This is a genomic window from Bacillus sp. 3255, assembly GCF_031456485.1.
Classification (GTDB): Bacteria; Bacillota; Bacilli; order Paenibacillales; family NBRC-103111; genus Paenibacillus_E.
Genome location: NZ_JAVDUS010000001.1, coordinates 167396 through 193585, shown reverse-complemented (window position 1 = coordinate 193585; position 26190 = coordinate 167396). Strand labels below are relative to the sequence as shown.

Here is a 26190-nt window from a genome sequence, read left to right as displayed (position 1 = left end):
AGCAAAAAGGGCTCCTTGACAGCAGATAACTGCTTCAAGAAGCCCTTATATTTATAACCATTCCTTCTTACGGAATAAAATATACATCCCAATGCCCAGCAATCCCATGACAGCTAACACATATTCGTCGCCATGCGGGATCTGGAGCCCCAACACGTTATCGAAATTCATTCCGAACACACCTGTAATGAACGTCAGCGGCATGAAAATCGTGGTTAATGCGGTGAAGACGCGCATGATATCATTCGCGCGGTTCGAGAGGGAGGACTGGTACGCTTCTCGCAAGTTCCCCATGAGATCGCGGAGCGTGTCGAAGGTATCGACAATTTTGACGGCGTTCTCGTAGACGTCGCCGAAATATTTCTGCAGCTGATGATCGATCAGCCGAAGATCTTTCTTGCCCAGCATGCCGATGACATCGCGCTGCGGCACGAGCACTTTTTTGAGCCAGAGAATTTCGGAGCGGAGCCCGATAATCTCATTCAGATGCGATTTCTTGGTCGCTACTAAAATATCTTCTTCCAGCTTTTCGAGCTTGGCCTCGATACGGTCACCAACCGCAACGTAATTATCGACGACAAGATCGACCAGATGGTACAAGAAACGATCGGCGCTGTTCACCTCCTCTTCCCAGAGAAAGGGCTTCAGAGCGCGCAGTTCATTAATTTTCTGCCGTGTAACGGTAATGATGTAATGTTTGCTTAGGAATAAATTAAGTCCGCGAAGGAAAATCTCTTCATCATCGAAACGTATGGAATTAATCACGATAAAATAATGCGAATCATAAAATTCAATCTTAGGACGCTGTTCTTCTTCGCTCAAACAGTCCTCCACGGCCAAATCATGAAGATGGAACATAGGTTGTAGAAGTTCTAAATCCTCGATTCCTGCATCAATCCAATAAAAGCCTTGTTCTGGAGGTGTTAGTGCGACAGACACGTCTTCGACCAATGTGAAAATGCCATTCTGAACCCACCGTGTTTTCATCTGATCCACCCCTTTGCATGGAATCAGCCGGTTATATTCATTAATGGCCTAGGCTACGAATGATGGAATAACCGGTCTGCATTCCTACACTATAAAATTTACATTTCTTGCAGGTGCTACTCCTCGGTTCCCCGTCCAAACGTATGCCCCCCTTTATTAATCCGTGTCGAATAATACTTGTCTAGTATAACCCTTCATATATTACGTTTCAAGCCAAAAAGTTTGCCGAAATAAGCAGCAATGACGGCCTGAGATACTCTATGGAAATACAGCTTGGCTTGTGCGAAAAAAAAGAGCCGCCGGAACGAAAACGGCACCTCCGATGTTAGATCGCCGCTAACAACGGAGGTGCCGTTCGCCATTACATGGCGGCTTTCAAAATTTTGCTCTTGATTTCTTTGTAAGTATCAATCAACTCAGGATCGGCATGCTGGAGCAGCTGCTCTTCACTTTCCGCGCCGTAAACGCGGCACAGGATAGCGGCCGCATCTTCAGCCTGCTGGCGGGTCGGCTTCGCTTGCTCGCTGAGCGCGAAGTACCGGTTCAAGGAAGCGAAGGCGGAGAAGCTATCCGAAGAAGTTGTGGTCATAATAAACCTCCTTTGATCTCTTGGATTCAATCAGTTTGATAATGTATTTACCCGTTTGCAGGCACTCTTAAACATTTGAATATGATACGTTTCGTATCAAGAATATCATGTGGAGACAATCCTATGCAAATTCTTTGCGAATAGAGCTTGTTCGGACGGGGTTGGTGTCTTGACATTCATTCATTTTATAGTATGATGATTTTAATCACATACGTTTCATTTTCTTATCAAGAGTAGGTGGAGGGACTAGCCCTATGACACCCGGCAACCGACAAACCTTTGGGAAGCAAAGGTATGCACGGTGCTAATTCTTGCGGAGACGCTTGACCAAGCGAATCTGGGAGATAAGAGAAGGACATTGACTTTGACTTTCCATGGCCTTTCTCTGATTCCAGAGAGGGCCATTTTTGCATTTATTTGACGCCAAAATCTAACAATGAAGAGGAGTGAACAGGATGCCGATCAAGATTCCTGACAACCTGCCTGCCAAAGAAGTTTTAAACCAAGAGAACATCTTCACCATGGACGAATCGGTCGCGTATCACCAAGATATACGTCCACTTCGCATTGCATTGCTGAATCTTATGCCGACGAAGGAAACGACCGAGACGCAGCTGCTGCGCTTGATTGGAAATACCCCGCTGCAGGTGGAATTCGTACTGCTGCATCCGAAAACGCATACGTCCAAGAATACGTCTGCCGAACATCTGGAAACGTTCTACAAAACCTTTGACGATATTAAACACGAGAAGCTGGACGGCATGATCATTACGGGTGCCCCGGTAGAGCAGATGGATTTCGAAGATGTGAATTACTGGGAGGAACTGACGCAAATCCTGAACTGGAGTAAGGAAAACGTCACTTCAACCCTGCATATTTGCTGGGCGGCCCAAGCGGGTTTGTACCATCACTTCGGCGTTCGCAAGCTGGCGCTGGATAACAAAATGTTCGGCGTATTCCCGCACACGGTGGCGGTGCCTAATACGAAGCTGCTGCGCGGCTTTGATGAGATTTTCCAAGTTCCTCAATCGCGCCATACCGACGTTTGCCGTGCAGATATCGAGCGATGTCCGGAGCTGGAGATTTTGTCCGACTCGGAGGAGTCCGGCGTTTATATTGTAGCTACGCGCGACGGGAAGCACATTTTCGTAACAGGCCACTCGGAATATGATGCGAATTCATTGAAATGGGAGTACGATCGCGATGTGAGCAAAGGACTTCCGATTGAAGTTCCTAAGAATTACTACCCGAACAATGATCCGAGCAGACAGCCGTATAATACTTGGAGAGCTCACGCGAACCTGCTGTTCTCCAACTGGTTGAACTACTACGTATATCAAGAAACGCCTTTTGAATTAAATGCCAACATTAATGAAAGCCTGGCAAGTGCGCAATTGTAATGCAGGAATCGTCATTCGTACCCTAAACCCTTAAGGAGGAACCCCCTTTGTTGAAAATCGAAAGTCGTCTCGCCCAAATTGGCTCGATCCAAGAACCTGTAACCGGAGCCGTATCCTTCCCTGTTTATCAAGCAACAGCTTTCCGTCATCCGAAACTCGGTCAGAGCACAGGATTCGACTACGCCCGTACGAAAAGTCCGACTCGCAAAGTGCTTGAAGACGCGATCGCGCAATTGGAATCGGGAGATGCCGGCTTTGCCTGTTCCTCCGGGATGGCCGCGCTGCAAACGGTGTTCGCTTACTTCAGCCAAGGGGATCACTTGATCGTATCTCTGGATCTGTATGGCGGTACGTATCGTCTGCTTGAGAAAATTATGTCGCGTTTCGGCGTCACCGCCACGTATGTGGACACCAATGACCTGGACGGCTTGGAATCCGCATATCGTCCGAATACGAAAGGGCTCCTTATCGAAACGCCGACGAATCCGCTCATGATGATTACGGATCTCGAGCTCGTATGTACTTGGGCCCGCAAGAAGGGCATCGTGTCCATCGTAGACAACACGCTCTTGACGCCGTATCTGCAGCGCCCGATCGAGCTGGGTGCCGATATCGTCGTTCACAGTGCGACCAAATATTTGGGCGGTCATAACGATGTGCTCGCAGGGCTGATCGTGACCAAGGGCAAGGAGCTTTCCGAGCAAATGGCGTTCCTGCATAATTCCATCGGAGCCGTGCTTGGGCCGCAGGACAGTTGGCTGCTGATGAGAGGGATGAAGACGCTGGCGCTTCGCATGGAGCGGCATGAGCAGAACGCAACGGCGATCGCGAACTTCCTGCTGGCGCACCCGCTTATCGATGAAGTTTACTACCCGGCATTGGAGTCTCACCCCGGCTATGCCATTCAGAACAAGCAGTCCAGCGGAAACACGGGTATCTTCTCCTTCAAGGTGAAGGATGCGAGACTTGTGGAGCCGATTCTGCGTCATATTCAGCTGATCGCCTTCGCGGAGAGTCTGGGCGGCGTTGAGTCGCTCATGACGTACCCGGCTGTCCAGACGCATGCGGACATCCCGCTCGAGATTCGTCAGGCTATAGGCGTAGATGACCGCTTGCTGCGCTTCTCTGTCGGCATCGAGCATCAGGACGATCTGATCGCCGACTTGTCGAATGCGCTGAACCAGGCGCAAGCCGAAATCGAAGGAGAATCACGTTCATGAGCCATGCATCCGGAAATAAAGACAAACGCAAACCGCAAGGTAAATTTGCTACTCAATTGATTCACTTCGGGGCCGAAATCGACGAAGCTACAGGGGCCGCCAGCGTCCCCCTGTACCAAGCTTCGACATTCCACCAAGCGGATTTGGAGGTTTCCCCGGAGTATGATTATACCCGTTCCGGCAACCCTACCCGCCAGGCGCTTGAAGATTACATCGCTGTGCTGGAGGGCGGAACGCGCGGGTTCGCTTTCGCCTCCGGGATGGCTGCGATTTCGTCGGCTTTCATGCTTCTCTCACAGGGAGATCATGTGATTGTCACCGAAGACGTATACGGCGGCACCTACCGCTTGCTCACCACCATCATGAACCGGATGGGTGTGGAATCTACGTTCGTCGATATGACCGATATCGCGCAGGTGCGTGCAGCGCTGCGGTCCAACACGAAAGCGGTGTTCCTCGAGACGCCGTCCAACCCGACGCTGAAAATTACCGACATCGCGGAAGTTGCGGCTTTCGCCAAGGAGCACGATCTGCTGTCGATGCTGGACAATACCTTCATGACGCCGTATCATCAGCGTCCGATCGAGCTGGGCATTGATATCGTGCTGCACAGCGCGACGAAATTCCTGGGCGGGCACAGCGACGTGCTGGCTGGACTGGCCGTCGTGGCCAATGACAGTCTCGGCCGCCGCATGAAGCAGATTCAGAACGGGATGGGCAACGTCCTCGGCATCCAGGATTCATGGCTGCTGATCCGCGGCATGAAGACGTTGAAGGCCCGTATGGAAGCGTCCGAACTGAGCGCCCGCCGATTGGCGCAGTGGTTGGCGGAGCAGCCGGATATCGACGTCGTCTATTATCCGGGACTTCCGAACCATCCGCGCAGGGAAATTCACGAGAAGCAGTCTCTCGGCTACGGAGCGGTTGTTTCCTTCGACGTGGGCTCCGGTGAGAGAGCGAAAAAGCTGCTGAGCAAAGTGCGCGTTCCGCTTGTGGCCGTCTCGCTCGGCGCCGTAGAGAGCATCCTGTCCTATCCGGCTATGATGTCTCACGCGGCGATGCCGAAGGAAGTCCGGTTGCAGCGGGGCATTACGGACGGGCTTGTCCGTTATTCGGTAGGCCTGGAGGATATTGAAGATATCATCGAAGATTTGGAGCAGGCGCTCCGCGGCTAGACGGCATTTCTTTTTCTTAAAATAGCCATATTTGAAACAGGTACATCCTTCCGAAAAGCAGCATTTTGCTGCTTTTTTGTCATGAGTATGATACGATTAATAGATACGAGCCCTCAAATTAAAGGAGTGAAGAGCTGTGAAACCGATCGATCGCATTTTAAATAAAGCACAATCCGGCGGACGAATTGATGTGGAAGAATGTATTACGCTGTTCGAATCCGATCAAATAGAGAAAATTGGCGATACCGCGAATCAAATTATGAAGAAGTGGCACCCCGACCCGGTTACGACGTTCGTCATTGGACGCAATATTAACTACACCAATATTTGCGATGTGTACTGCAGATTCTGTGCTTTCTATCGTGCGCCTGGCTCAGCCGAAGGGTATGTGCTGCCGGACGAAACGATTTTCCAGAAGATTCAGGAGACCCTCGATGTAGGCGGTACGGAAATATTGATGCAGGGCGGTACGAATCCGAATCTGCCGTTCAGCTATTACACGAACATTTTGCGCGAGATTAAGAAGCGCTTTGATATTACGATGCACTCCTTCTCTCCTGCGGAAATTATGAAAATGAAGGACGTTTCGGACGGATTGTCTCTGGAAGAAGTCGTTCGTCAATTGCATGAGGCTGGACTTGATTCCTTGCCTGGCGGCGGCGCCGAAATTCTGGATGACCGGACAAGACGCAAAATCAGCCGTCTCAAAGGCTCGTGGCGCGATTGGATGGACGTGATGCAGACCGCTCACAAGATCGGCATGCATACGACCGGCACGATGGTTATCGGCTTCGGCGAATCGATGGAAGAGCGCGCGCTGCACATGCTGCGCATCCGCGACGCGCAGGACGATGTGCTGCTGCATAAGCTGAACACGCCGGGCTTCCTGGCGTTCATTCCGTGGACGTTCCAGCCGGACAACACGAACATGAAGGCGGACAAAGTAGCGCCGGAAGAGTATTTGAAGACATTGGCGATCAGCCGCATTATGCTCGACAACGTACCTAACTTCCAATCCTCCTGGGTGACGATGGGGCCGGAGATCGGCAAGCTGACGCTCAGCTACGGCTGTAACGATTTCGGTTCGACGATGATCGAAGAGAACGTTGTGTCCGCGGCGGGTACGACGCATAAGGTCAACATCTCCTCGACGCTGCAGATCATTCGCGAAGCCGGCAAAATTCCGGCGCAGCGGAATACCAAATATGAGATTCTGCGCGTGTTCGATGACGAGAATGCTCAAGTGGACAAAGATTTCGTGATGCAGAATTAATCACTTCTAATAGCAAAGCCTCCAGACCGCTTGTCGCGGCCAGGAGGCTTTCTTTTATTTCGCTTCCTTCAATGAAGCGGAGTAAATCACGGTCTTATTTTTCCCTGTCTTCTTAGCGGTGTACAGCGATTGGTCGGCTCCGGCAAACAGCGATTCCTTCGTCGTTCCCGGCATATACTCGCAAAGCCCGATGGAGATCGTAACGGACTGCCCGAGCAGCTCGTCATAGGCCACTTGGGAAATTTGCCAACGGATTCGTTCCAGCAAGGTATACACTTCGTCCGTGCTTTGCTCCGTGAAAATAATGGCGAACTCTTCGCCGCCATATCTCGCGACAAAGTCATTGAGGCCAACGCAGTGCTTCAAGGTGCTGCCAACGCTCTGCAAAACGGCGTCGCCGGCCCGATGACCGTAGGAATCATTCACCTTCTTGAAATTGTCGATATCCAGCAAGGCGATATGGATGCAGAAATGACCTAATGCATTCTGGACGATAAGCTCATCCAAGTACTCATGAAAGGTGATGTGATTGTACAGATCGGTCAGCGCATCCGTCTTGGAAAGCTTGTCCATTATGATATTTTTGATCATGAGCTCTTGTTTCAACTCGGTCGTAGCCTGCAAATTGTTCAGAATTTCGACGCCGCGCTTCATGATCCCGGATATAACAACCGAAATGATGCATAACACAGGCAGTATCGTTAAGAAATCGGCCGGCGTATACGCGGTCAGTACGTTTAATCTTACAGCATAAAGAATTGAAAACGATGCCATTGTAATGGCTAAGGAATAAACAATTTTGGAGAGTTGAAAATAAAAGATGGATACGAATATCGGGAGAAACATATAGAGGATGATAGGCTTCATTTCGTGATTAAAGAAAATGATCGTAAATGATAGAATCGCGCCGCCGCTAATAATTTGGTAGTCGAGCAGCTTCGTATAATACTTGTTGGTCGTTTCTAGAAGCAGCAGGATGAGGATCATGATGAGGACGGAAACGTACAAATGTTTGAGCATAGCGGAAGTATCCCGCTTGGCAGCGAAGGAATAGATGAATTCGAAGGGCAATTGAATCATGACAAGGAACCAGTATGTGTTTAGCAGCTTGCGGTTCCAGGCTTGTTTGTGCATTTGATATGCGTCAATATGCATAGATACTCACTCCAATATACTACTAAAGCACTATTACATTTATCATAGCATGAAAGATTACGCGATTGGAATAACTTTACTTAAAGATTTCATAAAGAAAACTGAAAGGAAATGGCAATTGGATCTTTGTATATCTCCTACCTATCGACCATATACTCTTAAGAGGAGGATGTATAGATGGAAGGAGTGAGGACATGGATCTGTTTACAATAGTGATTATGAAAGCCGACGAGCCTAATATACGTTCATTAAGCGCCGCAATTGAACGTGAGCTGAAGCTTTTACATACTGTCCGCAAGGGTTGGAGCATCGGGTACGAAACGTTTGAAACGCACGCAAGTATCCGTGTTGAGGCGAAGGCGACGGACCAAGAAGCTCTGTCCATCCGCAAACAAATGCTGCCTAGTCTTGCCGGTGTGCTGGCTGATCACATTATGACGGACAAGGAATCGGGCATATTGAGAAATCTGATCGTCAAAGATTTTAAATATGAAGCCATCGAAGACATTGAAGCGATTGAAGGATATTGCAAGCAGAGTCTGTACTCCGAAATCGGATTAGAGAACTCGCCTGCGCTGAATGGCTCCTTCGGCAGGCAGCGGCGCAAACAAGTGCTCGTCGAGCTGCTCATCCAGACGATGGAGGAGACACCTTCGTTCAGCTTGGACGGGTTTCTTCATTTCCGCTTGCAGGATTACTTGGACGAGCTGCGGGAAATCGCCGAGTATGCCATAGACGAGTATATGATGGACCGCCAATATCAGGAATTTATTTCTCTTTTGCAATATTTCGTGTATATTCAGGAAGCCAAAATCCCTGTTGCACACCTTATTCACAAAGGCGGGCACGAGTTCGTTATTCTTAACGACCGTCTGGAGCTGATCGATGCCAGTGAATTTGACGCAACCTTCAAGCTGGAAGTGCTGGAGAAGGATATCAATTTTGAAGATATGATCGTCAGCACATTGATTACGGTCTCTCCGGCAACGATTTATATTCACACGCGAGATCCCGAGGTGACCGTCATTAAGACGATCAGGCAAATCTTCGAGGACCGGACGACCGTGTGCTCGTATTGCCGAACATGCGATATTTATTTAGGGGAAGCCAAGAAACAGGATCAACTATCCCCTTGACCTTGGCCGACGAGCCAATTATAATAATGAGCGAAGGCGTTAGGAACAAAGACAACAACTTTCTGTAAGACCTGCTCAGAGAGAGGAGACTCGGCTGCAATCTCCTTCAGCGAATCAGATTGTTTACCCCTTTGTAGCCGTGTTGTGGAATATGCCCTGAACTGCGGACATTAGTATACAGCACCGGAATCATTCCCGTTATCGAATGCTGATGAGGATTCGCCATGTGCGGATCGAACTAGGGTGGAACCACGAGCTGAGCGCACTCGTCCCTTATGGGATGCAGTGTGCTTTTTTGCGTTCAATTCATATTTTGGCAGGAGGAAACAACATGGTTGTACAAGTGAAATTACCGGATGGCGCAGTGAGAGAGTACGCAGTTGGAACGACCATCGAGCAAGTGGCGGAATCCATATCTTCCGGACTAAAGAAAAATGCGGTGGGCGGCAAAGTGAACGGGAAATCCGTCGATTTGTCCTTCCCTTTGGAGCAGGATGCCGACGTTGAGATTTTGACATTGGATACGGAAGCCGGCTTGGAAATGTATCGTCACAGCACAGCTCACTTGATGGCACAAGCGATCAAGCGCATCTATGGCGAGAAAGCCGTCAAATTGGGCATCGGGCCTGTCATCGAGGACGGCTTCTACTATGATATCGATTTGGATACTCCGCTGAACCCTGAGGATTTGGTGAAAATCGAGAAGGAAATGGAGCGCATCACGAACGAGAACTTGGCGATTACCCGCCGTGTTGTATCCCGTGAGGAAGCCATTCGCATTTTCACGGAAATGGAAGATCCGTATAAGCTTGAATTGATCCGTGACCTGCCGGAGGATTCGGTGCTTACGATTTACGATCAAGGCGAATTCTTCGACTTGTGCCGCGGACCGCATTTACCTTCCACCGGCAAGATCAAAGCGTTCAAATTGCTGAGCGTAGCGGGTGCTTACTGGCGCGGCGATGCGAAGAACAAAATGCTGCAGCGTATTTATGGAACAGCATTCCCTAAGAAAGCTCAGCTGGATGAGCACCTGCATTTGCTGGAAGAAGCGAAGAAGCGCGATCACCGCAAGCTGGGCAGAGAGCTCAAAATGTTCGCTTTCTCCCGCGAGGTCGGACAAGGCCTGCCGCTGTGGCTGCCGAACGGTGCCAAGTTGAGACGCACAATGGAACGTTACATTGTTGATCTGGAAGAGCGTTTGGGCTACCAGCACGTGTACACGCCTGTACTGGCGAACGTCGATCTGTACAAAACTTCCGGACACTGGGAGCACTACAGCGAGGATATGTTCCCGAAAATGGTCATGGACAATGAGGAGCTCGTTCTTCGTCCGATGAACTGCCCTCACCATATGATGGTGTACAAAAGCGATATGCGCAGCTACCGTGATCTGCCGATCCGGATTGCTGAGCTTGGCACGATGCACCGTTACGAAATGTCCGGCGCGCTGACAGGTCTTCACCGCGTACGTGCGATGACATTGAACGACGCGCATATCTTCTGCCGTTTGGACCAAATCAAGGAAGAGTTCTCCCGCGTTGTGAACTTGATCCGTCAAGTGTATGCGGATTTCGGCATCACGGATTACCGTTTCCGCCTATCCTACCGCGATCCGAAGGATACGGAGAAGTATTTCCAAGACGATCAAATGTGGGAAACGTCCCAACGCATGCTGCGCGAAGTTGTTGAAGAGCTAGGACTTCCGTTCTTCGAGGCTGAAGGGGAAGCGGCATTCTACGGTCCTAAACTGGACGTTCAGATTAAAACTGCGCTGAAGAAAGAAGAGACGCTCTCGACGGCGCAAATCGATTTCTTGCTGCCGGAGCGGTTCCAGCTGGAGTATACCGGAGAAGACGGCCAGAAGCATCGCCCGGTTGTTATCCATAGAGGAATCATCTCTACTATGGAGCGTATGACAGCCTTCCTGCTGGAGAACTTCGCAGGCGCATTGCCGACTTGGTTGATGCCGGTTCAAGCCAAAGTGATTCCTGTTTCTCCAGCTTTTGAGGAGTTTTCGAATAAAGTGACGGAGCGCCTGCAAGCTGCCGGCATTCGGGTAGAGGCCGACAACCGCAACGAGAAGCTGGGCTACAAAATTCGTGAAGCGCAGCTGGAGAAAATTCCGTACATGCTCGTCGTCGGTGAGAACGAAATGACGAATGACAGTTTGTCCGTCCGTAAACGCGGCCAGGGCGACTTGGGTACCCATCCGATTGACCAAGTTATCGGCATGATCAGGGACGAAATTAACGAAAAACATTAATACCATAAAAAGGAAGCAGAGAAGAGCCATTCTTCTCTGCTTTTTTTGTTTCAAAAAAAACCATTTGGGTATGAATAAGGGAGCGCATTTGGGACACCTTATACAGGGAGTCTGCATATGGAGGTTTAATTCTGGCATGAACTGGACAACCTGCAATAGTAGGGGAGGTATCAAAACGATGTTTACTGGCTTATTTACTCAACCCAAATGGCTCGGTACATGGATGATCATGATTGTGCTAATCGCGCTTTTCGGACAAGAGACAAGGAGTACGGGAGACACCGTAGCTCATATACAAGCGCCGCGTCAAATGGACGTTCCGGGGAAAGCGGGACCAGCTTCCGTGCCGGTCACGCAAGAAACGAAGCAGCAATCCAACTACCGATACGTGCCGAAATTGGATTCGGACTTGTCCAAGCTCACAGCCGTTGAAGTAACGGCAACCGGGTATTACGCGGGCAAAGAGTCGACAGGGAAAAATCCGGACCACCCGGAATACGGGATCACCTATTCAGGGATCAAAGTGAAGCGCGACGATAAAGCTTTGTCGACGATCGCCGCCGACACGAAGGTGTTCCCGCTTGGTACGGTTCTGTACATCCCGGGTTACGGCTATGGCGTAGTGGCGGATACGGGCAGCGCCATCAAGGGGAAAAAGATTGACCTTTACTTTGACACGAAGGATCAAGTCTATAAAGAGTGGGGCAAGAAAACCGTCAAAGTTTTTATTGTCAAGCAGGGTAGCGGCAAGGTGACGGAGGTCATCTGGAATCAATTGAAGGATGAGATCATCACTTCGACCAAAGCGCTGTAGACCAAATTGGCGGAACATTTCCAACATAAAAACTCCTGAATGGGAAACCATATACATCAGGAGGTGATTGAAGATGAAGAACAAAAACAACAAGAACAGAAATTTGAGCTCCCAAACAGCTCAAGACGTAGAGTTTGCTTCGGAAAATACGGTCTCTAACAACCAGCAACAAAACAACAACCAAAATCAAAACCAAAACCAAAATAAATAATGCACACTTACTTATAGGAACAAAAGAGCAGGGGCCTTGAAAGGCCTCTGCTCTTTTGCTGCGGATAAAGCGGCTGACCGCTCGGTTTAATTTTCTTTTCATCCTCGCCTATTTTCGATATAATGTAGCAAAATCTAACATTTGTCCTTCTGGGGGGAGTGCCAGTTGCTAATGCAGGCGGAGACGAAACGGAAAGCTTGGTTCTACGGTCTAATTCTCATCGGTATTGCAGTAAGTGTAATCGCTTTATTGTCGGCAACGCGTTGGTTTGCGGCAGCAGGGGCGGCCGTTTTTGTGTTGGTGGGCGTGTTGGTTGCTGTTACGAATAAAGCGTCCAGCGTCTCGCAGCAAGCTGAGGTTGATAAACAGGAGCAGTTCCGCACGTTTATTCAGGAATCGCAGGTTGTCGCAGATCGATTGGCTGCAGCGGTGGAGGAAGTGAATCGTTCCATCGGACAACTGCTGTTCATTGCAGATGCCTCGATTCAAGGGGAAGAGGTTCTGAAGGCGCGCAGTAATCAAGCCGTCGGGCAGCTGCAGGAGGCTTTCGCGGCGATCCAGCAGGTAGCGGCGGCGGCCGATCAGATTCTGGATTCATCTCTACATATGCACCGAGAGAGCGAACAAACGAAGGATTCCGTCGTTGACGTATGCCGTTCCTTGAATGCGACGGATGAGGTGATGAACGATCTGCATGTCAACAATGACACGATGCAGCGAAAAATTCAGGATTTGACCGAGCATACGTCCAAAATTGAAGAGATCAACGTATTTATTGCGGAGGTCGTTTCGCAAACCTCGCTGCTGGCTCTCAACGCTTCTATTGAAGCAGCTCGAGCGGGCGAACAAGGGCGCGGCTTCTCGGTCGTTGCGCAAGAGATTAAGAAGCTGGCTGCTCAGAGCCATGAAGCGGTAACGAAATCGTCGGAGATTTTGGCGTCCATCGAAAGCGGCGTAGAGCAAGTCGTGGCTGCAGTCGCCGAGGAGAAGAAATCCGTCGCTCACGGGATTAATGAAATGAAGGTAATGAAAGAAAAGATCGACACGATTTTCTCGTTGATCCTTCATGTGAATAATCTTGTCGCGAGTACGGCCACCTCAACCAAGACGCAGTCTTCGCTGGCAACGGATACGAGGTCTTCATTAGGCCAGGTCGTGGAATTGATGAATGAAACGATGTCCAGTGTGGAGAATACGTTGGAACAGATGAAGAAACAGCGTCAGGAAGTTTCCATGCTGCAGCATATCAATCACAATCTTGACCGCTCCTCCACCGAGCTCATTCAAGCGATTCAAGCTGTCGGCCTGCAGAACAAGCAAGGATCGGCGAATGTGAATACGCAAGAGATGAAGCAATTGCTCAGCTCTCTAGTGCTCATACCTGACATCAAGTCATTGGCTGAGGAGAAGCATGCTGCCCAGTTAAGCGCGGTTTTGAACAAAACCGAGGGGGTTGAAGCAATTTGGTCCAATCGTGCCGACGGCACATTCATCTACTCGCTTCCCGAAGCCGGATTGGTCAATGCGAAGGGAAGAGAATGGTGGAAGCGCGCGATGGCAGGTGAGCTTTTCGTTTCGCAAGTGTATGTGTCAGCTATTACGAAAAAACCGTGTATCACACTCTCCAAAGCGATAATAGATGACATGGGAACCCCGGTTGGAGTCGTAGGAATCGATTTAATCTTGAAATAATGGTTCTCAAATCCGTTATTTTAGTGTAAAATAAGATTACTGTGATGAATGTTGACATGGGGAGACAGGTGAAATGACGATGCTGAATGCTATGCGATTGGACGGTAATTCTCAACGTACTCCACGGAAAGCCGCTGAGGTGTTTCCTTTCTTAGAAGCTTACATTGCCCGCAAAGAGCAGCAGGCTTTAGAGATTGAGCAAGTTGTCGAGCGATACGAAATGAAGAGAATGAAGGAAGAGCGTGCGTATCAGGCGATGTCGTCGCTTCGCCGCATGTTCACCGGCAAGAAACCTGACCACCATCTGGCCGTCGAGTACATTCATTATGTGAAGAAGCCGATGGAGCAAGTGAATAAGCTGCGTGCGGAGATTGCCCGTGCCAGGCAGATCATGAATGAATCCAAACCAGGCGACGTGATCACGATCCCGGATGATTTTGAAGATTTAATGTCTTGAATACATGGAAATGGAACCCTTCCTTTATGGAAGGGTTTTTTGCGTATGATGCGATAGGTATGATGCCAGCCGAGTGGTAGGCGTGGGTGCACACTATGCGCCGCGATGTAAGGCGTGTCCCTTACAAGATAACTCTAGCCCAGCTTTTCTGCTGCCGAATGGACTTGCGGAACGAATTACTCCAGTTAGAAAAAACAATCGTGAAGGGAAACGGCACTTTCACGAAAGTTAACAGGAGTTAGACCAGTTATTGTGATGAGAGGAGGGGGACTAGGTGGGAATAGCAGGAGTAATTAAATTCAGTTGCAATTTCGACGCGGGGGGATTTCGATGTTTTAACTGGATAAATTCAAAGTACGGGTGATACGATGCAAGGGGCGCTCCCTGAGCTAGCTTGTTTACGTGAAAGTAGCAATGTGGTTCTTGTGATGCAGCAGTGGATACCGAGCCCTCTATCAGGTTGGATACCCCTTCGCTCGTCCGCCTCTCCCCCCCTCCCCCGGGAGCATAGATGGAAAAACTCCCGTTACTCCACCACCTAACTCTCTTACAGAGTGAATAACTGGAATGTCTCCAGTTAATAACCAAACTAGTTGAACAAACGTGGCACTTTTGGCGGAATTAGCAGGAGAATTTCCAGTTGTGGCTGCAGCGCGAGGTGGATTTCCATGTTTTAACAGGAGGAATTCCAGTTACGGTGATCAGGGGTAAGGTTCGCTCTCTGAGCTAGCTTGTTTACGTCGAAAGTAGGTTGATCCCCTTCGCTCGTCCGCCTCTCTGCCCCCTCCATCGATATATGGGAAAACTCCCGTTATTCCGCTACCTAGCTCTATTACTGTAAGAATAACTGGAATGACTTAATTCAAGTTACGTGCTTCTGGAAGAGGAGCCGCAGCCGAAATGTGTATGATTATTCGGATAGAATCACCGGGAGAAGCGGCTAATAGCCGAATGTGTATGATTATTCGAATAGAATCACCGAAAGAGGCGGCTAAGCGCTGAATGTGTATGATTATTCGAATAGAATCATCGGAAGAAGCGGCAAAGAGCCGAATTGTGTATGATTATTCGAATAGAATCATCGGAAGAAGCGGCTAATAGCCGAATGTGTATGATTATTCGAATAGAATCATCGGAAGAAGCGGCAAAGAGCCGAATTGTGTATGATTATTCGAATACAAATACAATCGCTTTTGCACCCCCGCGCACACAAAAAAAAGGTGCAGTTCACAAAAGGAACCGCACCTTCAACCAATTACCCTCGCTTCAATTGCTCCAAATCGAGAAATCCGTCCTCCTGGCTGTACGCCGGAACCCCGTGGCTCCCCACATCCAAGCCGACGAGCTCCTCGTCACGGCTCACACGTAGCGGCGTAATAAGCCCGATCAGCTTCATAGCGCCCCAAGTGAGAGCGAAGCCCCAAATACAAACCGTCACAAGACCCAACGCCTGAACACCGAGCAGCCCGAAGCCGCCGCCATAAAATAAACCGGCCGTTCCCTCGCGGATCGAATCGGGTTGGGCGAACAACCCGACTGCCAGCGTGCCGATGCTTCCGCTAATGCCATGGACGGGAAAAGCGCCGACAGGATCGTCGATTTGTTTGGCTTCCAGCATTTCCGTTGCATAGACCATGGCGATGCCGCAGACGGCGCCGATCAGAATGGCGGCGGCGTCACTGACAAAGGCGCAGCCGGCGGTGATGCCGACCAGCCCGGCCAACGCGCCGTTGATCACCATCGGCGGGTCCGCCTTGCGGTAGCGCAGCATCGTGAACAGGATGCACGTTGCGCTTCCCGCTGCTGCGGCCAGCATCGTCGTGACGGCGATGTGGCCGATCGACGTATTGGTGGCGCTGAGCGTGCTTCCTGAATTGAAGCCGAACCAGCCGAACCAAAGGATGAAGGCGCCTACGGAAGCAAGCGGAAGATTGGACGGCGGAACGATATTGGCCGAGCCGTTCTTCGAAAATTTGCCGATACGCGGACCGATAATAATGGCCGCCGCAAGTGCGGAGAAGCCGCCAAGGGCGTGAATGACGGCCGAACCGGCGAAATCGACCATCCCAAGCTTTCCGAGCCAACCGCCAACCGCCCATACCCAATGGCCCGCGATCGGGTAGATCAAGCCTGTCATAGCAATGGTGTATAGAATGTAAGCACGGAAATTGATTCGCTCTGCAACGGCTCCCGAAACGATGGAGATCACCGCGATGACGAAGGCGCATTGGAACAACCAGTAAGTCTCATGTGAGATGTTGAGCACGATATGCGACAAATCTCCTCCCATGAAGAAACCCGATGTCCCGATGAATCCGCCCGCATCCTTGCCGTACATAAGGGCGAAACCGATAAAATAAAAAATGAGTGCTCCGAAAGCGATATCAACAAACACTTTCATAATGATGCTTACCGCATTCTTCTGTCTGACAAAGCCTGCCTCAAGTAAGGCGAAGCCCCCTTCCATCAATAGAATCATCGCAGCTGTCAAAACCACCCAGATGGTATCTAGACCGCTGGAAAGCTGTTGGATTTGATCCATGGCATCATTTCTCCTTATAATGATAGCGTTCTAATGGAACAATTATACGGGTCTGATGATAAACATGTCAACGAAATGCGTAAGAATATATGACATAACGACTCAATTGTTCGTTTTTACCATTTCCGTGTTAGGTATTGTCTAATTTCTATTGAAAACTCAGTCTCCAGACCGAGGTGCGCTTCAATCCTTCGTCTCTTTTCATTCCCGTTCGTATCTTATAGACTAGAAGTAGCTTAACGACGATCTACACAAATGGAGGAAGAAAGTATGAATCCGCATCTGTTTCAGCGCATGATTTGGGGGCTTGTCCTCGTCACGGCAGGTATCCTTTTTTTACTTAACCAATTAGGGTTCATTCATGTTGATCTTGCTTATATCCTTTCCACGTATTGGCCTGTCATACTTATTTTTTACGGGCTGGTGGGGTTCATATGGCAGCGAAAGTATCATTGGGGAGGCTCGATATGGAGCTTGCTTATTTGTGGAGCCGGGACGATCTTTTTGCTGAAAAATTTAAATTTGACCGACCGGTCCATTGGGGACATGTTCAAAATATTGGCACCTGTCGCGCTGATACTGGTTGGCTTGAATGTGATTTTCCGTCCGGCACGCCGGGAGTCGCCGGATTGGACGGCGATGCGGGAAGCCAGAGATCAGGCGAGAAGAGAGAGACGGGAAGCAAGAAGACGGCAGCATGAGCAGCACCGTAACCCGTGGGACGCTTCCAACTGGCATGAGCCGAAGAAGCCTTCAGACCATACGGAGAAAGAGACAACCGATCATTTCTCGGGAAATGAAGCGAAGCATACGCTAAGCGATGAAGAGAAAGAGGTCCTGAAGGACATCCATGGTGAATTCCACCATAAGTACGCCGAGGAGTGGCTGGGAACGGAGTCCGGAACCAAGTCCAACTCCCCGGTCAAGTCCGCAGATCAGCCGAAGACACATGATCTTCACCGCCATGGACACCGGTATGACGAGTTCGTCCGGAACTTCGATAACGGCGATGTGCTCCACCGTCACGGTTTCATCGGCGATGTGCATCTCGGCCAGGAAGCGTGGGAGCTGAAGCCCGTTCAAATCTCCCACTTCATCGGCGATTCCGTCATTGATCTTACCCGCGCTTCCATACCGCTAGGAGAGACGACGATCCATGTAACGGCTTTTATCGGCGATGTGAAAATTTTTATCCCGAACGATCTGGATGTCGAGGTCCGCGTCATGGCGAGTTCTTTCATCGGCGATATGAAAGTGCTTGACCGCCGCGAGAGCGGATTTCTGCGCAGCGTGAGAACGCAAACGTCGCATTACGAAGAAGCGGAGCGGAAGATTGTTGTGACCACGAGCATGTTTATTGGCGACATTACTATTAAAAAGATAGGGTAAGGATGAAGCATGTACAAATTGCGAATGTTCAATATGAAGTGGCAGCTGCTGAATTACTTTCTGATATCGAGTTTAATTACGGTTTCCAGTATCTTCATCGTGCTGGAATATTATACGCAGGAGCTTGCCTCATGGGAGTTCCGGATGTGGTTCCTCATTGCCATTTTGGCGGTCTGCTTAACCGTCGGATATGTGGCGACCAAAAGATGGCAGCGCAAGGTTGATGAACTTCACGTAGCCATGCTCGAATTATCCAAAGGGAATTTCTCCAGCAGGGTGGATATCGAACCCGTTGAACCGTTCATGTATTTGTATGATGCTTTCAATCAAATGGCCGAATCGGTCGAAGAGCGCGTCCAACTTCTGCAGAAATTGGGCGAGGCCGAAGCGATGCGCGATCAGGAGCTCACGGAGAGCGCCGTGATGGAGGAGAGGCGCCGGCTTGCGCGGGATTTGCATGATACCGTCTCCCAAGAGCTGTTCGCCATTCATATGTCGGCATCGTCGCTGCCGAAGATTCTGGAGAGAAATCCGGATGCAGCGCCAACCGTTATGAATCAATTGATTCAAATGTCTCATCATGCCCAGAAGCAGATGCGTGGACTGATTTCGCAGCTTCGCCCGATCGAGTTGAACGACATGAGCTTGCAAGAAGCCCTGGAGAAGTGGTTTCCGGAATACTGCCGGACGCACGAGCTGCAGGGCCAGCTTGATGTTTCGCTGCACGATACGATCTCCGAAGCGATCGAGCATCAGTTTTTTCTCATTGTTCAGGAAGGTCTCGCCAATGTTGTGAAGCATGCTTCAGCCAAAGGCGTACGGCTAGCGATCTATGAAAGAGAACACCAGTATGTCCTGCAATTGCAGGATGACGGTCAAGGCTTCGAGCGCAGCGACATTCCTTCCGCTTCGCACGGGTTGTCGACGATGAGAGAGCGGGCGCAGAAGCTCGGCGGAGATGTTGAAATCGATAGTAAACTAGGAGCCGGCACACGAGTACGTGTTCGCATTCCGCGTTTCACGGGAACGTCGGGCGCCGACCATGGGGAGAAAGCGGGGAAGAAGAATGAGCAGCATTAAAGTAATGATTGTGGATGATCATGATATGGTACGGGTAGGACTTCGGACGTATATTTCGATGGAACCGGATATGCAAGTTGTCGGGGAGGCAAGCAACGGTCAAGAGGCGTTCGATAAGTTGAACGGTGAATTAGCACAGAAGCTTCCGGACGTCATTCTGATGGATCTGACGATGCCGGTGCTCGATGGCATTGGCGCCACGAAATTAATAAGCGGTAAATTTCCGCAGGTCCGCATCATTATGCTGACGAGTTTCCTTGAAGAAAGCAAGGTGCTCGAAGCGGTAGAATCCGGCGCGATCAGCTACATGCTGAAGACCGTTTCCTCCGACCAGCTGATTCATGCGATCCAGAGCGCTTACCGCGGCATGCCGGTCATGAACTCGGAAGTGTCGCTCGCACTGACCCGTGGCGTCAGACAACGCAGTGTCATGCCGGAGGAAGAAGGCTTAACTTCCAGAGAGAAGGAAGTGCTGCTGCTCATCGCCGAAGGCAAGAGCAACAAGGAGATCTCCGAGGAGCTCTTCATCAGTATCAAGACGGTCAAAACGCATGTCAGCAACCTTCTGATGAAGTGCGAATTGGATGACCGCACACAGCTTGCTATTTTCGCTCACCGCAAAGGATGGGTTTGAATTTCGCAGGCAGCATTGGCACATAAAAACTACATTTTGGCACATTCTATGCGTAAGACAATTAAAAGAAGCGCTTAAGGAGTGTCGGCATGAAAACAATATCTTCATCATTGGAGCAGGTCAAAGAATCTTTCGACAGTGTGAGAGACCACCTGCATGAGTTCGAATTTACATTGGGTGGAAACTGGGATTACGATCACGGATATTTCGACCGGTATTTGGATGAAGCGCATAAGGTATGGCTGCGAATTCCTTTCCAGGTCGTGACCGGGCGAATCGAGGGCGATACGGAGGCGACGGATGCGATTGTCGAGGTCGGTACGCCTTTCGTCCTGAAGCATGTCTATAATGAAGGGCTGGATCATGAGGCGGAAGCGGAAACATACGGCGCCATGGTCGACCAGTTTCAAGCCCCGTTGGATCCGGATGCCCAGGTGGAAGACAAATGGGTGAAGGAAGCGGCCGGACTGCTCAAGAAGGTCGAACAAGCCTGGATCCACTAGCACAGTCCTTTTTTTACCTCCATTTTATTGATTTTTAATATTCGTTTAAGGTTGTGAGTGCATGATAGAACCATAGACAGCAAGACATCATTCAACTGACAATGAAATGCACATCATAACAATTATTAGACGGTGGAGGTAAGAAAGACTATGGACGACAACAAAAAAGACTACAGCGATTTCTTCAAGTCGCAGAATAACAATAGCGAGAACGACAATGATGCAATGAACCGCAGGGAAGTAGGTCAGGGAGATCAGCACGATCCGAACAAAGAGAGACCTTCCTACTATTACTCTTACGGGCCGTACAAATCGGCTTTCAACGACAACCACGAGCAGGAAGCCTTGGTCACTTCCGCCTCCGGAACGGAAGGCACATCCAGTGTAGAAGTTACGCCGCCGAAGAACCTGCGTCCGTTCAGCTTCGGACCGGATAACGGTTCCTCCCAAGGCGGAGGGCACTGGGACCCGCAATCCAGAAGACGCACCTCCGTGAAAAGCGTATTCGCGGCCTTCCTGGCAGGCGCGCTAGTCGTAGGCGGCCTGATGTTCAGCGCTGACAAGATGAACCTGTTCACGGGCAATCAGCCGCTGGCGTCCAGCTCTACGGCGACTGCGACAGCGAAGAGCTCCAGCGACAATGGCGATGTGAAGAATGTTGCACTTGACGTCGTTCGCCCCGGCAACATTTCCGCTATCGCCCAGAATGCCGGACCGGCGATCGTGAAGGTCGAGGCGCTGGTGAAGCCTAAGCAGACTTCACGCGGCGGCAATTCCCTCTTCGATGATCCGTTCTTCCGTCAGTTCTTCGGTGACAATGGCGGTACGGTTCCGAAGAGCAACCAGCAGGATTCCTCCAACGGTGAGCTTCAGCCGGCAGGAATGGGAACCGGCTTCATCTTCGAGAAGACGGGATATATTCTAACGAACGAGCACGTGGTTGACGGTGCGGATGAAGTTCAAATCACAGTTGAAGGCTACGACAAGCCGTTCAAAGCGAAGCTGCTGGGCAACAGCTACGATCTCGATCTGGCCGTGCTCAAAATTGAAGGCGACAAAGACTTCCCGATTCTTCCACTAGGTAAAGCGGAAGATGTGAACGTCGGCGACTGGGTTGTAGCCATCGGGAACCCGTACGGCTTCGACCACACGGTAACGGTAGGAGTGCTCAGCGCGAAGGAACGTCCGATCTCCATCCCGGATTCCAAAGGGACTCGCGAGTACAAACATTTGCTGCAAACGGATGCTTCCATTAACCCGGGTAACTCTGGCGGACCGCTGCTGAACTTGAATGGTGAAGTGATCGGCATCAATACGGCGGTTAGCTCGCAGGCGCAAGGCATCGGGTTCGCTATTCCGACTAGCACGATCTCCTCTGTGCTGGATAACTTGAAAAACAACGTTGAAATTCCGAAAGAGCCTGTTCCATATCTCGGTGTAGGCTTGCAGGATATCGGCAAAGATTGGGTCAGCGAATTGAAACTGTCCAACACGGATGGAGCTTTAGTAGGCAGCGTTCAACGGAAGAGCCCGGCGTTCCAAGCAGGTCTGCGCCAATATGACGTCATCGTGGATATCAACGGCACGAAGATCAAAAACTCGCAGGAGCTCATCACCAAGGTTCAAGCAACGAAAGTCGGCGATAAAGTAACCTTGGGTCTCATTCGCGACGGGAAGCGCATGGAAGTGCCTGTAACCGTCGGCGACAAAAACACACTGGCTGAAACTCCGGCTCAATAAACAATCGACATCTTAGATATAGACAAAGGTTAGTACGGATAAAAAAGGAAGTGGAGACCCGCGGCCGTAAGCTTGCAGGCTCCGCTTCTTTTTTTGCTTGGATCGCGCAATTTGAATACAATGGAAGGAAAGGAACGAAGGGGGCATACCGATGAGAGAAAACATTATGGTGATCGATGACGATGAGAAAATTACATCCATGCTGCGGCGCGGCTTGGCATTCGAAGGATATTCCGTAGAAACGGCCAGCAACGGGGCAGAGGGACTGAAGCAAATGCTGAAATCCGAGCCCAACCTGCTCATCCTGGATGTCATGATGCCGCAGATCGACGGATGGGAGGTCGTTCGCCGCATTCGCGAAAGCGGAAGCGAGGTGCCGATCTTGATGCTGACGGCCAAAGATGAAATCAGCGACCGTGTCAAAGGCCTGGACCTGGGGGCAGACGATTACTTGGTTAAACCGTTCGCACTGGAAGAGCTCCTCGCCAGAGTGCGTGTGCTGCTGCGCCGCAGAACCGAACGTACCGAGCAGCCGACGAACCGGTTGATCTTCGAGGATACGACGCTGGACTTGGATACCCGCGAGGTGTTCCGCGGCGATAAATTGATTGAGTTGACAACCAAGGAATTCGATTTGCTGCATTTGTTCATGCAGAATCCGAAACGTGTCCTGTCGCGCGATATTATTATGGAGAAAATATGGGGCTACGATTACAGCGGAGAATCCAATGTGCTCGAGGTTTATATCGCGCTGCTCCGTCAAAAGACGGAAGAATACGGCCATAAGCGGTTGATTCAAACCGTCCGGGGAGCGGGTTACGTACTGAGAGGAGAAAATTGATATGTCGCTTCGCTTGCGGCTGACACTCTGGTATTCGGGGGTATTGGCGCTGACGATGCTGCTGTTCGGTATCGTGCTGTATTTTTTCTTGAATTATTTCTTGTATGATCAGATTCGTCAGGACGTGCAAAGAGAGGCGGGGAATACGTTCTCGCGTATTCAAAAAAGCCTTGCCCTTTCACAGAAGGGGCTCGTAGTGGAATTGGAGCTGGAGAGCAGAGACTTCTATTCAACCAATACGTTCCTGCAATTATATAATGTTAAACTTAAGAGTTATAACCGCTCGGCTAACTTGGAATTTTATGATGTCATCCTTCCGCTTGAGAAATCGAATCTCGATAAATTAATGGGAGACGATGACGGCTTCTTTCAAAAGACGAAAGTGTTAGGGCAGGATTTCCTCATCTACTATCAAGGCATCTATGACCAGCATAACCTGATTGGCGTTCTTCAAGCGGCCGTACCTATTGGCAGCTATGAGAAGACGGCGGTTACGCTCAAATATATTCTCATGATCTGGGCGCTGCTGACGATCATCGTTGCCGCGTCGCTGGGCTGGTTCTTATCGCGCAAGGCGCTTCAGCCGATCGAGCGCGTTATCGACGCCGCGAACCAAATCGGCAGCGGAGACGATCTGGAGAAGCGGATCGAATATGAAGGGCCGCTGGACGAAATCGGCCGTCTAACCGAGACGATTAACGGGATGCTCTCGCGTATCCAGATTACGTACTTGGAGCTGGATGAAGCGTACCGTGCCCAGCGGAGATTCGTTTCCGACGCTTCGCATGAGCTGAGAACGCCGCTGACGACGATCCGCGGCAATGTCGATCTGCTCGAGAAGATGTGGAAGAAGACGGCCGGGACGGAGCTGGCGACACCCGAGCAGATGCAGATGTCGCTGGAAGCGATGCATGATATCGCCGGTGAAGCGCAGCGCATGAGCAGGCTTGTCAACGATTTGCTGGCGCTGGCCAGAGCGGATGCCGGCGTCGTGATGGAGAAAAGTCCGGTCGAGATGCTGCCGCTCGTTCAAGAGGTAGCGCGGAGGGCGCAGCTGCTGGATCATACAGCCGATTGGCAGGTAGGCGATCTGGATGCGCTGGAGCATGCCATCGTGGAGGGCAATCGCGACTATTTGCAGCAGCTGCTGTTTATTTTCATCGAGAACGCATTCAAGTATACGCCGTCAGGAACGGTGTCGCTGCAAGCATCAAGGACGAATAATTTCGTCGGCATTCAGATTGCGGATACGGGGATCGGCATGGATAAAGAGGATGTTCCGCACATTTTCGACAGATTCTATCGGGCGGACTTATCCAGAGGGGTTACATCAGGGACCGGCTTGGGATTATCGATTGCCAAATGGATTATTGACGAACACGGCGGATCCGTGGAAGTGACGACGCGCAAGGATGAAGGCACTACATTTATGATCTGGCTTCCGGCTAACTTTCCTCTACCTGTGTAATCAGCTATAATGAATAAGAAAATAGATTGCTTAGGCAGGTGGAAGTCATGGAAGTCGTTCGAATATCTCCAAGAGGCTATTGCTATGGTGTCGTTGATGCGATGGCATTGGCGATGCAAACAGCCAAAAATTTAAATCTTCCCAGACCTATATATATATTAGGCATGATTGTGCATAATGCACACGTCACGGATTTCTTCAAGGAGGAAGGCGTCATCACGCTGGATGGCGAGAACCGGCTTGAGATTTTGGAGCAGATTGAAGAAGGGACCGTCATCTTCACCGCGCACGGCGTTTCGCCTGAGGTTCGGCGCCGGGCCAGAGACAAGGGCCTTACTGTCGTGGATGCGACCTGCCCGGACGTAACGAAGACGCACGATTTAATTCGCGAGAAAGTAGCGGACGGCTACGAAGTGATCTATATTGGGAAGAAGGGGCATCCGGAGCCGGAAGGCGCCATGGGTGTCGCTCCTGACAAAGTTCATTTGATCGAGAAGCTTGAAGAAGCCGACCGGCTGCAAGTACGGGCTGACCGCATCATTATTACGAACCAAACGACAATGAGTCAATGGGACATCCGACATATCATGAACCGTCTGTTGGAGCTGTTCCCCAAAGCGGAAATTCATAATGAAATCTGCTTGGCGACACAGGTGCGCCAGGAAGCGGTGGCCGAGCAAGCGAAGGAAGCTGATCTCGTCATCGTGGTCGGCGATCCTAAGAGCAATAACTCCAATCGTCTGGCGCAGGTTTCAGAGGAAATTGCAGGCGTTAGAGCGTATCGAATTGCGGATATTACGGAACTGAATCGGGAATGGTTGAAGCATGTCCGGAAGGTCGGTGTCACTTCGGGCGCTTCCACGCCGACACCGATTACCAAAGAAGTCATATCTTACCTTGAGCAATATGATCCGAAAGATGAAACCACTTGGGCTATTATACGTAGTATCAATATGAAAAAGCTCATACCGGCCGTTAAATCCAAATCAGCCAGCAGTGAGTGATTCTTATTAATCCACAGGGCGGGATCGTGACCAGCATGCAGAGCACTCAGAAGGTGAAAATGATGAAAACTCGCTACGATTGGAAAAGCACTAAACGCTGGTTCAGGTATAAGTATTTGCTTCTACTACGTGCCAAAGGCGGGCCATCCAAAGTTGCAAGGGGCTTTTCGATTGGCTTAGCGATAGAAATGTTTACACTACCGACAGCTGGGTTTGCATTCGTTCTTATTTTTCCATTGGTGTATTTGTTGAGAGCTAATTTGCCTGCCGCATTGATTGGGTTCGTGTTCGGGAAGGTGATCTATCTCCCGCTGTCGATCCTCAATAAGCAGGTCGGGGATTGGTTAGTCCCTAAGCATGTCAAGGTGTATCTGATTCATCATCTGCCGCACATTCTCTCCAATATAATTCGCAGCGGTTTGGATTTGATAGTGGGTGGCATGGTGGTTGGAGCCATACTTGGTCTTATCGCTTATTTCCCCGTCGTGCTCGTGCTTCAGTATCATACGAATCGCCGCAAGGAGAAACGCAGACTACGCAAAGATCAACTCGCGCCATCCAAGATGGAAGAATAGCAAATAAATTAACGCTTGACGAATCTTCGTCAAGCGTTG

At 50.2% G+C, this 26190-nt stretch carries 23 protein-coding genes, 1 pseudogene and 1 riboswitch; of the genes and pseudogenes, 20 read left to right on the top strand and 4 right to left on the bottom strand.

The features are described from left to right. Positions 1-51: 51 nt before the first annotated feature. Both corA and J2X61_RS00740 read right to left on the bottom strand, forming a co-directional pair. Entirely contained in the window at positions 52-987 is a 936-nt protein-coding gene (gene corA / locus J2X61_RS00745) for a magnesium/cobalt transporter CorA (protein ID WP_274466590.1), read from the bottom strand. A gap of 361 nt (positions 988-1348) precedes the next feature. Further along, positions 1349-1576 carry a hypothetical protein gene (locus J2X61_RS00740; protein ID WP_274466588.1) on the bottom strand — a complete coding sequence of 76 codons (228 nt, stop codon included), beginning with the start codon at positions 1574-1576 and terminating at the stop codon, positions 1349-1351. A 221-nt stretch (positions 1577-1797) separates the two neighbouring features. Beyond that, a riboswitch (SAM riboswitch) is annotated at positions 1798-1927 on the top strand. 104 nt (positions 1928-2031) lie between these two features. Between J2X61_RS00740 and metA the strand changes: the two genes are divergently transcribed. From metA to mqnC, 4 genes are all read left to right on the top strand, one after another. Beyond that, on the top strand, positions 2032-2976 hold the full coding sequence (gene metA / locus J2X61_RS00735; protein WP_274466587.1) for a homoserine O-acetyltransferase MetA: 945 nt from the start codon (positions 2032-2034) through the stop codon (positions 2974-2976). Between the two features lie 50 nt (positions 2977-3026). Further along, positions 3027-4196: an aminotransferase class I/II-fold pyridoxal phosphate-dependent enzyme gene (locus J2X61_RS00730; protein ID WP_310185650.1), complete on the top strand. Its 1170-nt coding sequence runs from the start codon at positions 3027-3029 to the stop codon at positions 4194-4196. Further along, entirely contained in the window at positions 4193-5371 is a 1179-nt protein-coding gene (locus tag J2X61_RS00725) for a trans-sulfuration enzyme family protein (RefSeq protein WP_274466586.1), read from the top strand. The genes J2X61_RS00730 and J2X61_RS00725 overlap by 4 nt, the downstream gene beginning before the upstream one ends. A gap of 136 nt (positions 5372-5507) precedes the next feature. Next, a complete protein-coding gene (mqnC, locus tag J2X61_RS00720; protein WP_274466585.1) occupies positions 5508-6644 on the top strand; it encodes a cyclic dehypoxanthinyl futalosine synthase in 1137 nt (378 codons plus the stop codon). Between the two features lie 54 nt (positions 6645-6698). Here mqnC and J2X61_RS00715 read toward each other — a convergent pair whose 3' ends face one another. After that, a complete protein-coding gene (locus tag J2X61_RS00715; protein ID WP_310185057.1) occupies positions 6699-7799 on the bottom strand; it encodes a GGDEF domain-containing protein in 1101 nt (366 codons plus the stop codon). Between the two features lie 194 nt (positions 7800-7993). Here J2X61_RS00715 and J2X61_RS00710 point away from each other — a divergent pair, with 194 nt between their 5' ends. The 7 genes and pseudogenes from J2X61_RS00710 to J2X61_RS00685 all read left to right on the top strand — a co-directional run bounded on the left by J2X61_RS00710 (position 7994) and on the right by J2X61_RS00685 (position 14375). Further along, the gene (locus J2X61_RS00710) at positions 7994-8935 is read left to right on the top strand and encodes a putative sporulation protein YtxC (protein ID WP_310185054.1); all 942 of its coding nucleotides are present in this window, start codon (positions 7994-7996) and stop codon (positions 8933-8935) included. A gap of 331 nt (positions 8936-9266) precedes the next feature. After that, positions 9267-11201 (top strand): threonine--tRNA ligase, encoded by a 1935-nt coding sequence (thrS, locus tag J2X61_RS00705; protein WP_274466581.1) that lies wholly within the window; start codon positions 9267-9269, stop codon positions 11199-11201. Between the two features lie 178 nt (positions 11202-11379). Continuing rightward, positions 11380-12015 (top strand): 3D domain-containing protein, encoded by a 636-nt coding sequence (locus J2X61_RS00700; protein WP_396135382.1) that lies wholly within the window; start codon positions 11380-11382, stop codon positions 12013-12015. A gap of 73 nt (positions 12016-12088) precedes the next feature. Further along, the gene (locus J2X61_RS00695; protein ID WP_274466580.1) at positions 12089-12226 is read left to right on the top strand and encodes a hypothetical protein; all 138 of its coding nucleotides are present in this window, start codon (positions 12089-12091) and stop codon (positions 12224-12226) included. Between the two features lie 171 nt (positions 12227-12397). Then, positions 12398-13321 (top strand): annotated as a pseudogene (locus J2X61_RS36265) (methyl-accepting chemotaxis protein); the annotation flags it as partial. A 69-nt stretch (positions 13322-13390) separates the two neighbouring features. Beyond that, a complete protein-coding gene (locus tag J2X61_RS36260) occupies positions 13391-13918 on the top strand; it encodes a PDC sensor domain-containing protein (protein ID WP_396135392.1) in 528 nt (175 codons plus the stop codon). A gap of 73 nt (positions 13919-13991) precedes the next feature. Beyond that, entirely contained in the window at positions 13992-14375 is a 384-nt protein-coding gene (locus J2X61_RS00685) for a hypothetical protein (RefSeq protein WP_274466579.1), read from the top strand. Between the two features lie 1255 nt (positions 14376-15630). On the opposite strand, the gene J2X61_RS00680 is transcribed toward J2X61_RS00685, so the two are convergent. Then, positions 15631-16917: an ammonium transporter gene (locus J2X61_RS00680; RefSeq protein ID WP_274466578.1), complete on the bottom strand. Its 1287-nt coding sequence runs from the start codon at positions 16915-16917 to the stop codon at positions 15631-15633. A gap of 270 nt (positions 16918-17187) precedes the next feature. Between J2X61_RS00680 and liaF the strand changes: the two genes are divergently transcribed. The 9 genes from liaF to J2X61_RS00635 all read left to right on the top strand — a co-directional run bounded on the left by liaF (position 17188) and on the right by J2X61_RS00635 (position 26151). Then, a complete protein-coding gene (gene liaF / locus J2X61_RS00675) occupies positions 17188-18306 on the top strand; it encodes a cell wall-active antibiotics response protein LiaF (protein WP_310185051.1) in 1119 nt (372 codons plus the stop codon). A 9-nt stretch (positions 18307-18315) separates the two neighbouring features. Beyond that, entirely contained in the window at positions 18316-19386 is a 1071-nt protein-coding gene (locus J2X61_RS00670; RefSeq protein WP_310185050.1) for a HAMP domain-containing sensor histidine kinase, read from the top strand. Further along, positions 19373-20020 (top strand): response regulator, encoded by a 648-nt coding sequence (locus J2X61_RS00665; protein WP_274466575.1) that lies wholly within the window; start codon positions 19373-19375, stop codon positions 20018-20020. Before J2X61_RS00670 ends, J2X61_RS00665 begins: the two co-directional genes overlap by 14 nt. Positions 20021-20109: 89 nt before the next feature. Then, on the top strand, positions 20110-20523 hold the full coding sequence (locus J2X61_RS00660) for a YugN family protein (protein ID WP_274466574.1): 414 nt from the start codon (positions 20110-20112) through the stop codon (positions 20521-20523). Positions 20524-20673: 150 nt separating this feature from the next. Further along, on the top strand, positions 20674-22263 hold the full coding sequence (locus J2X61_RS00655; RefSeq protein WP_274466572.1) for a S1C family serine protease: 1590 nt from the start codon (positions 20674-20676) through the stop codon (positions 22261-22263). A 151-nt stretch (positions 22264-22414) separates the two neighbouring features. Beyond that, the gene (locus J2X61_RS00650; RefSeq protein WP_274466571.1) at positions 22415-23104 is read left to right on the top strand and encodes a response regulator transcription factor; all 690 of its coding nucleotides are present in this window, start codon (positions 22415-22417) and stop codon (positions 23102-23104) included. Between the two features lies 1 nt (position 23105). Further along, positions 23106-24572, top strand: coding sequence for a sensor histidine kinase (locus tag J2X61_RS00645; protein WP_310185045.1), 1467 nt, complete (start codon positions 23106-23108; stop codon positions 24570-24572). A 47-nt stretch (positions 24573-24619) separates the two neighbouring features. Beyond that, a complete protein-coding gene (locus tag J2X61_RS00640; protein WP_274466568.1) occupies positions 24620-25576 on the top strand; it encodes a 4-hydroxy-3-methylbut-2-enyl diphosphate reductase in 957 nt (318 codons plus the stop codon). Between the two features lie 59 nt (positions 25577-25635). Beyond that, the gene (locus J2X61_RS00635) at positions 25636-26151 is read left to right on the top strand and encodes a DUF2062 domain-containing protein (protein WP_274466566.1); all 516 of its coding nucleotides are present in this window, start codon (positions 25636-25638) and stop codon (positions 26149-26151) included. Positions 26152-26190: the final 39 nt, after the last annotated feature.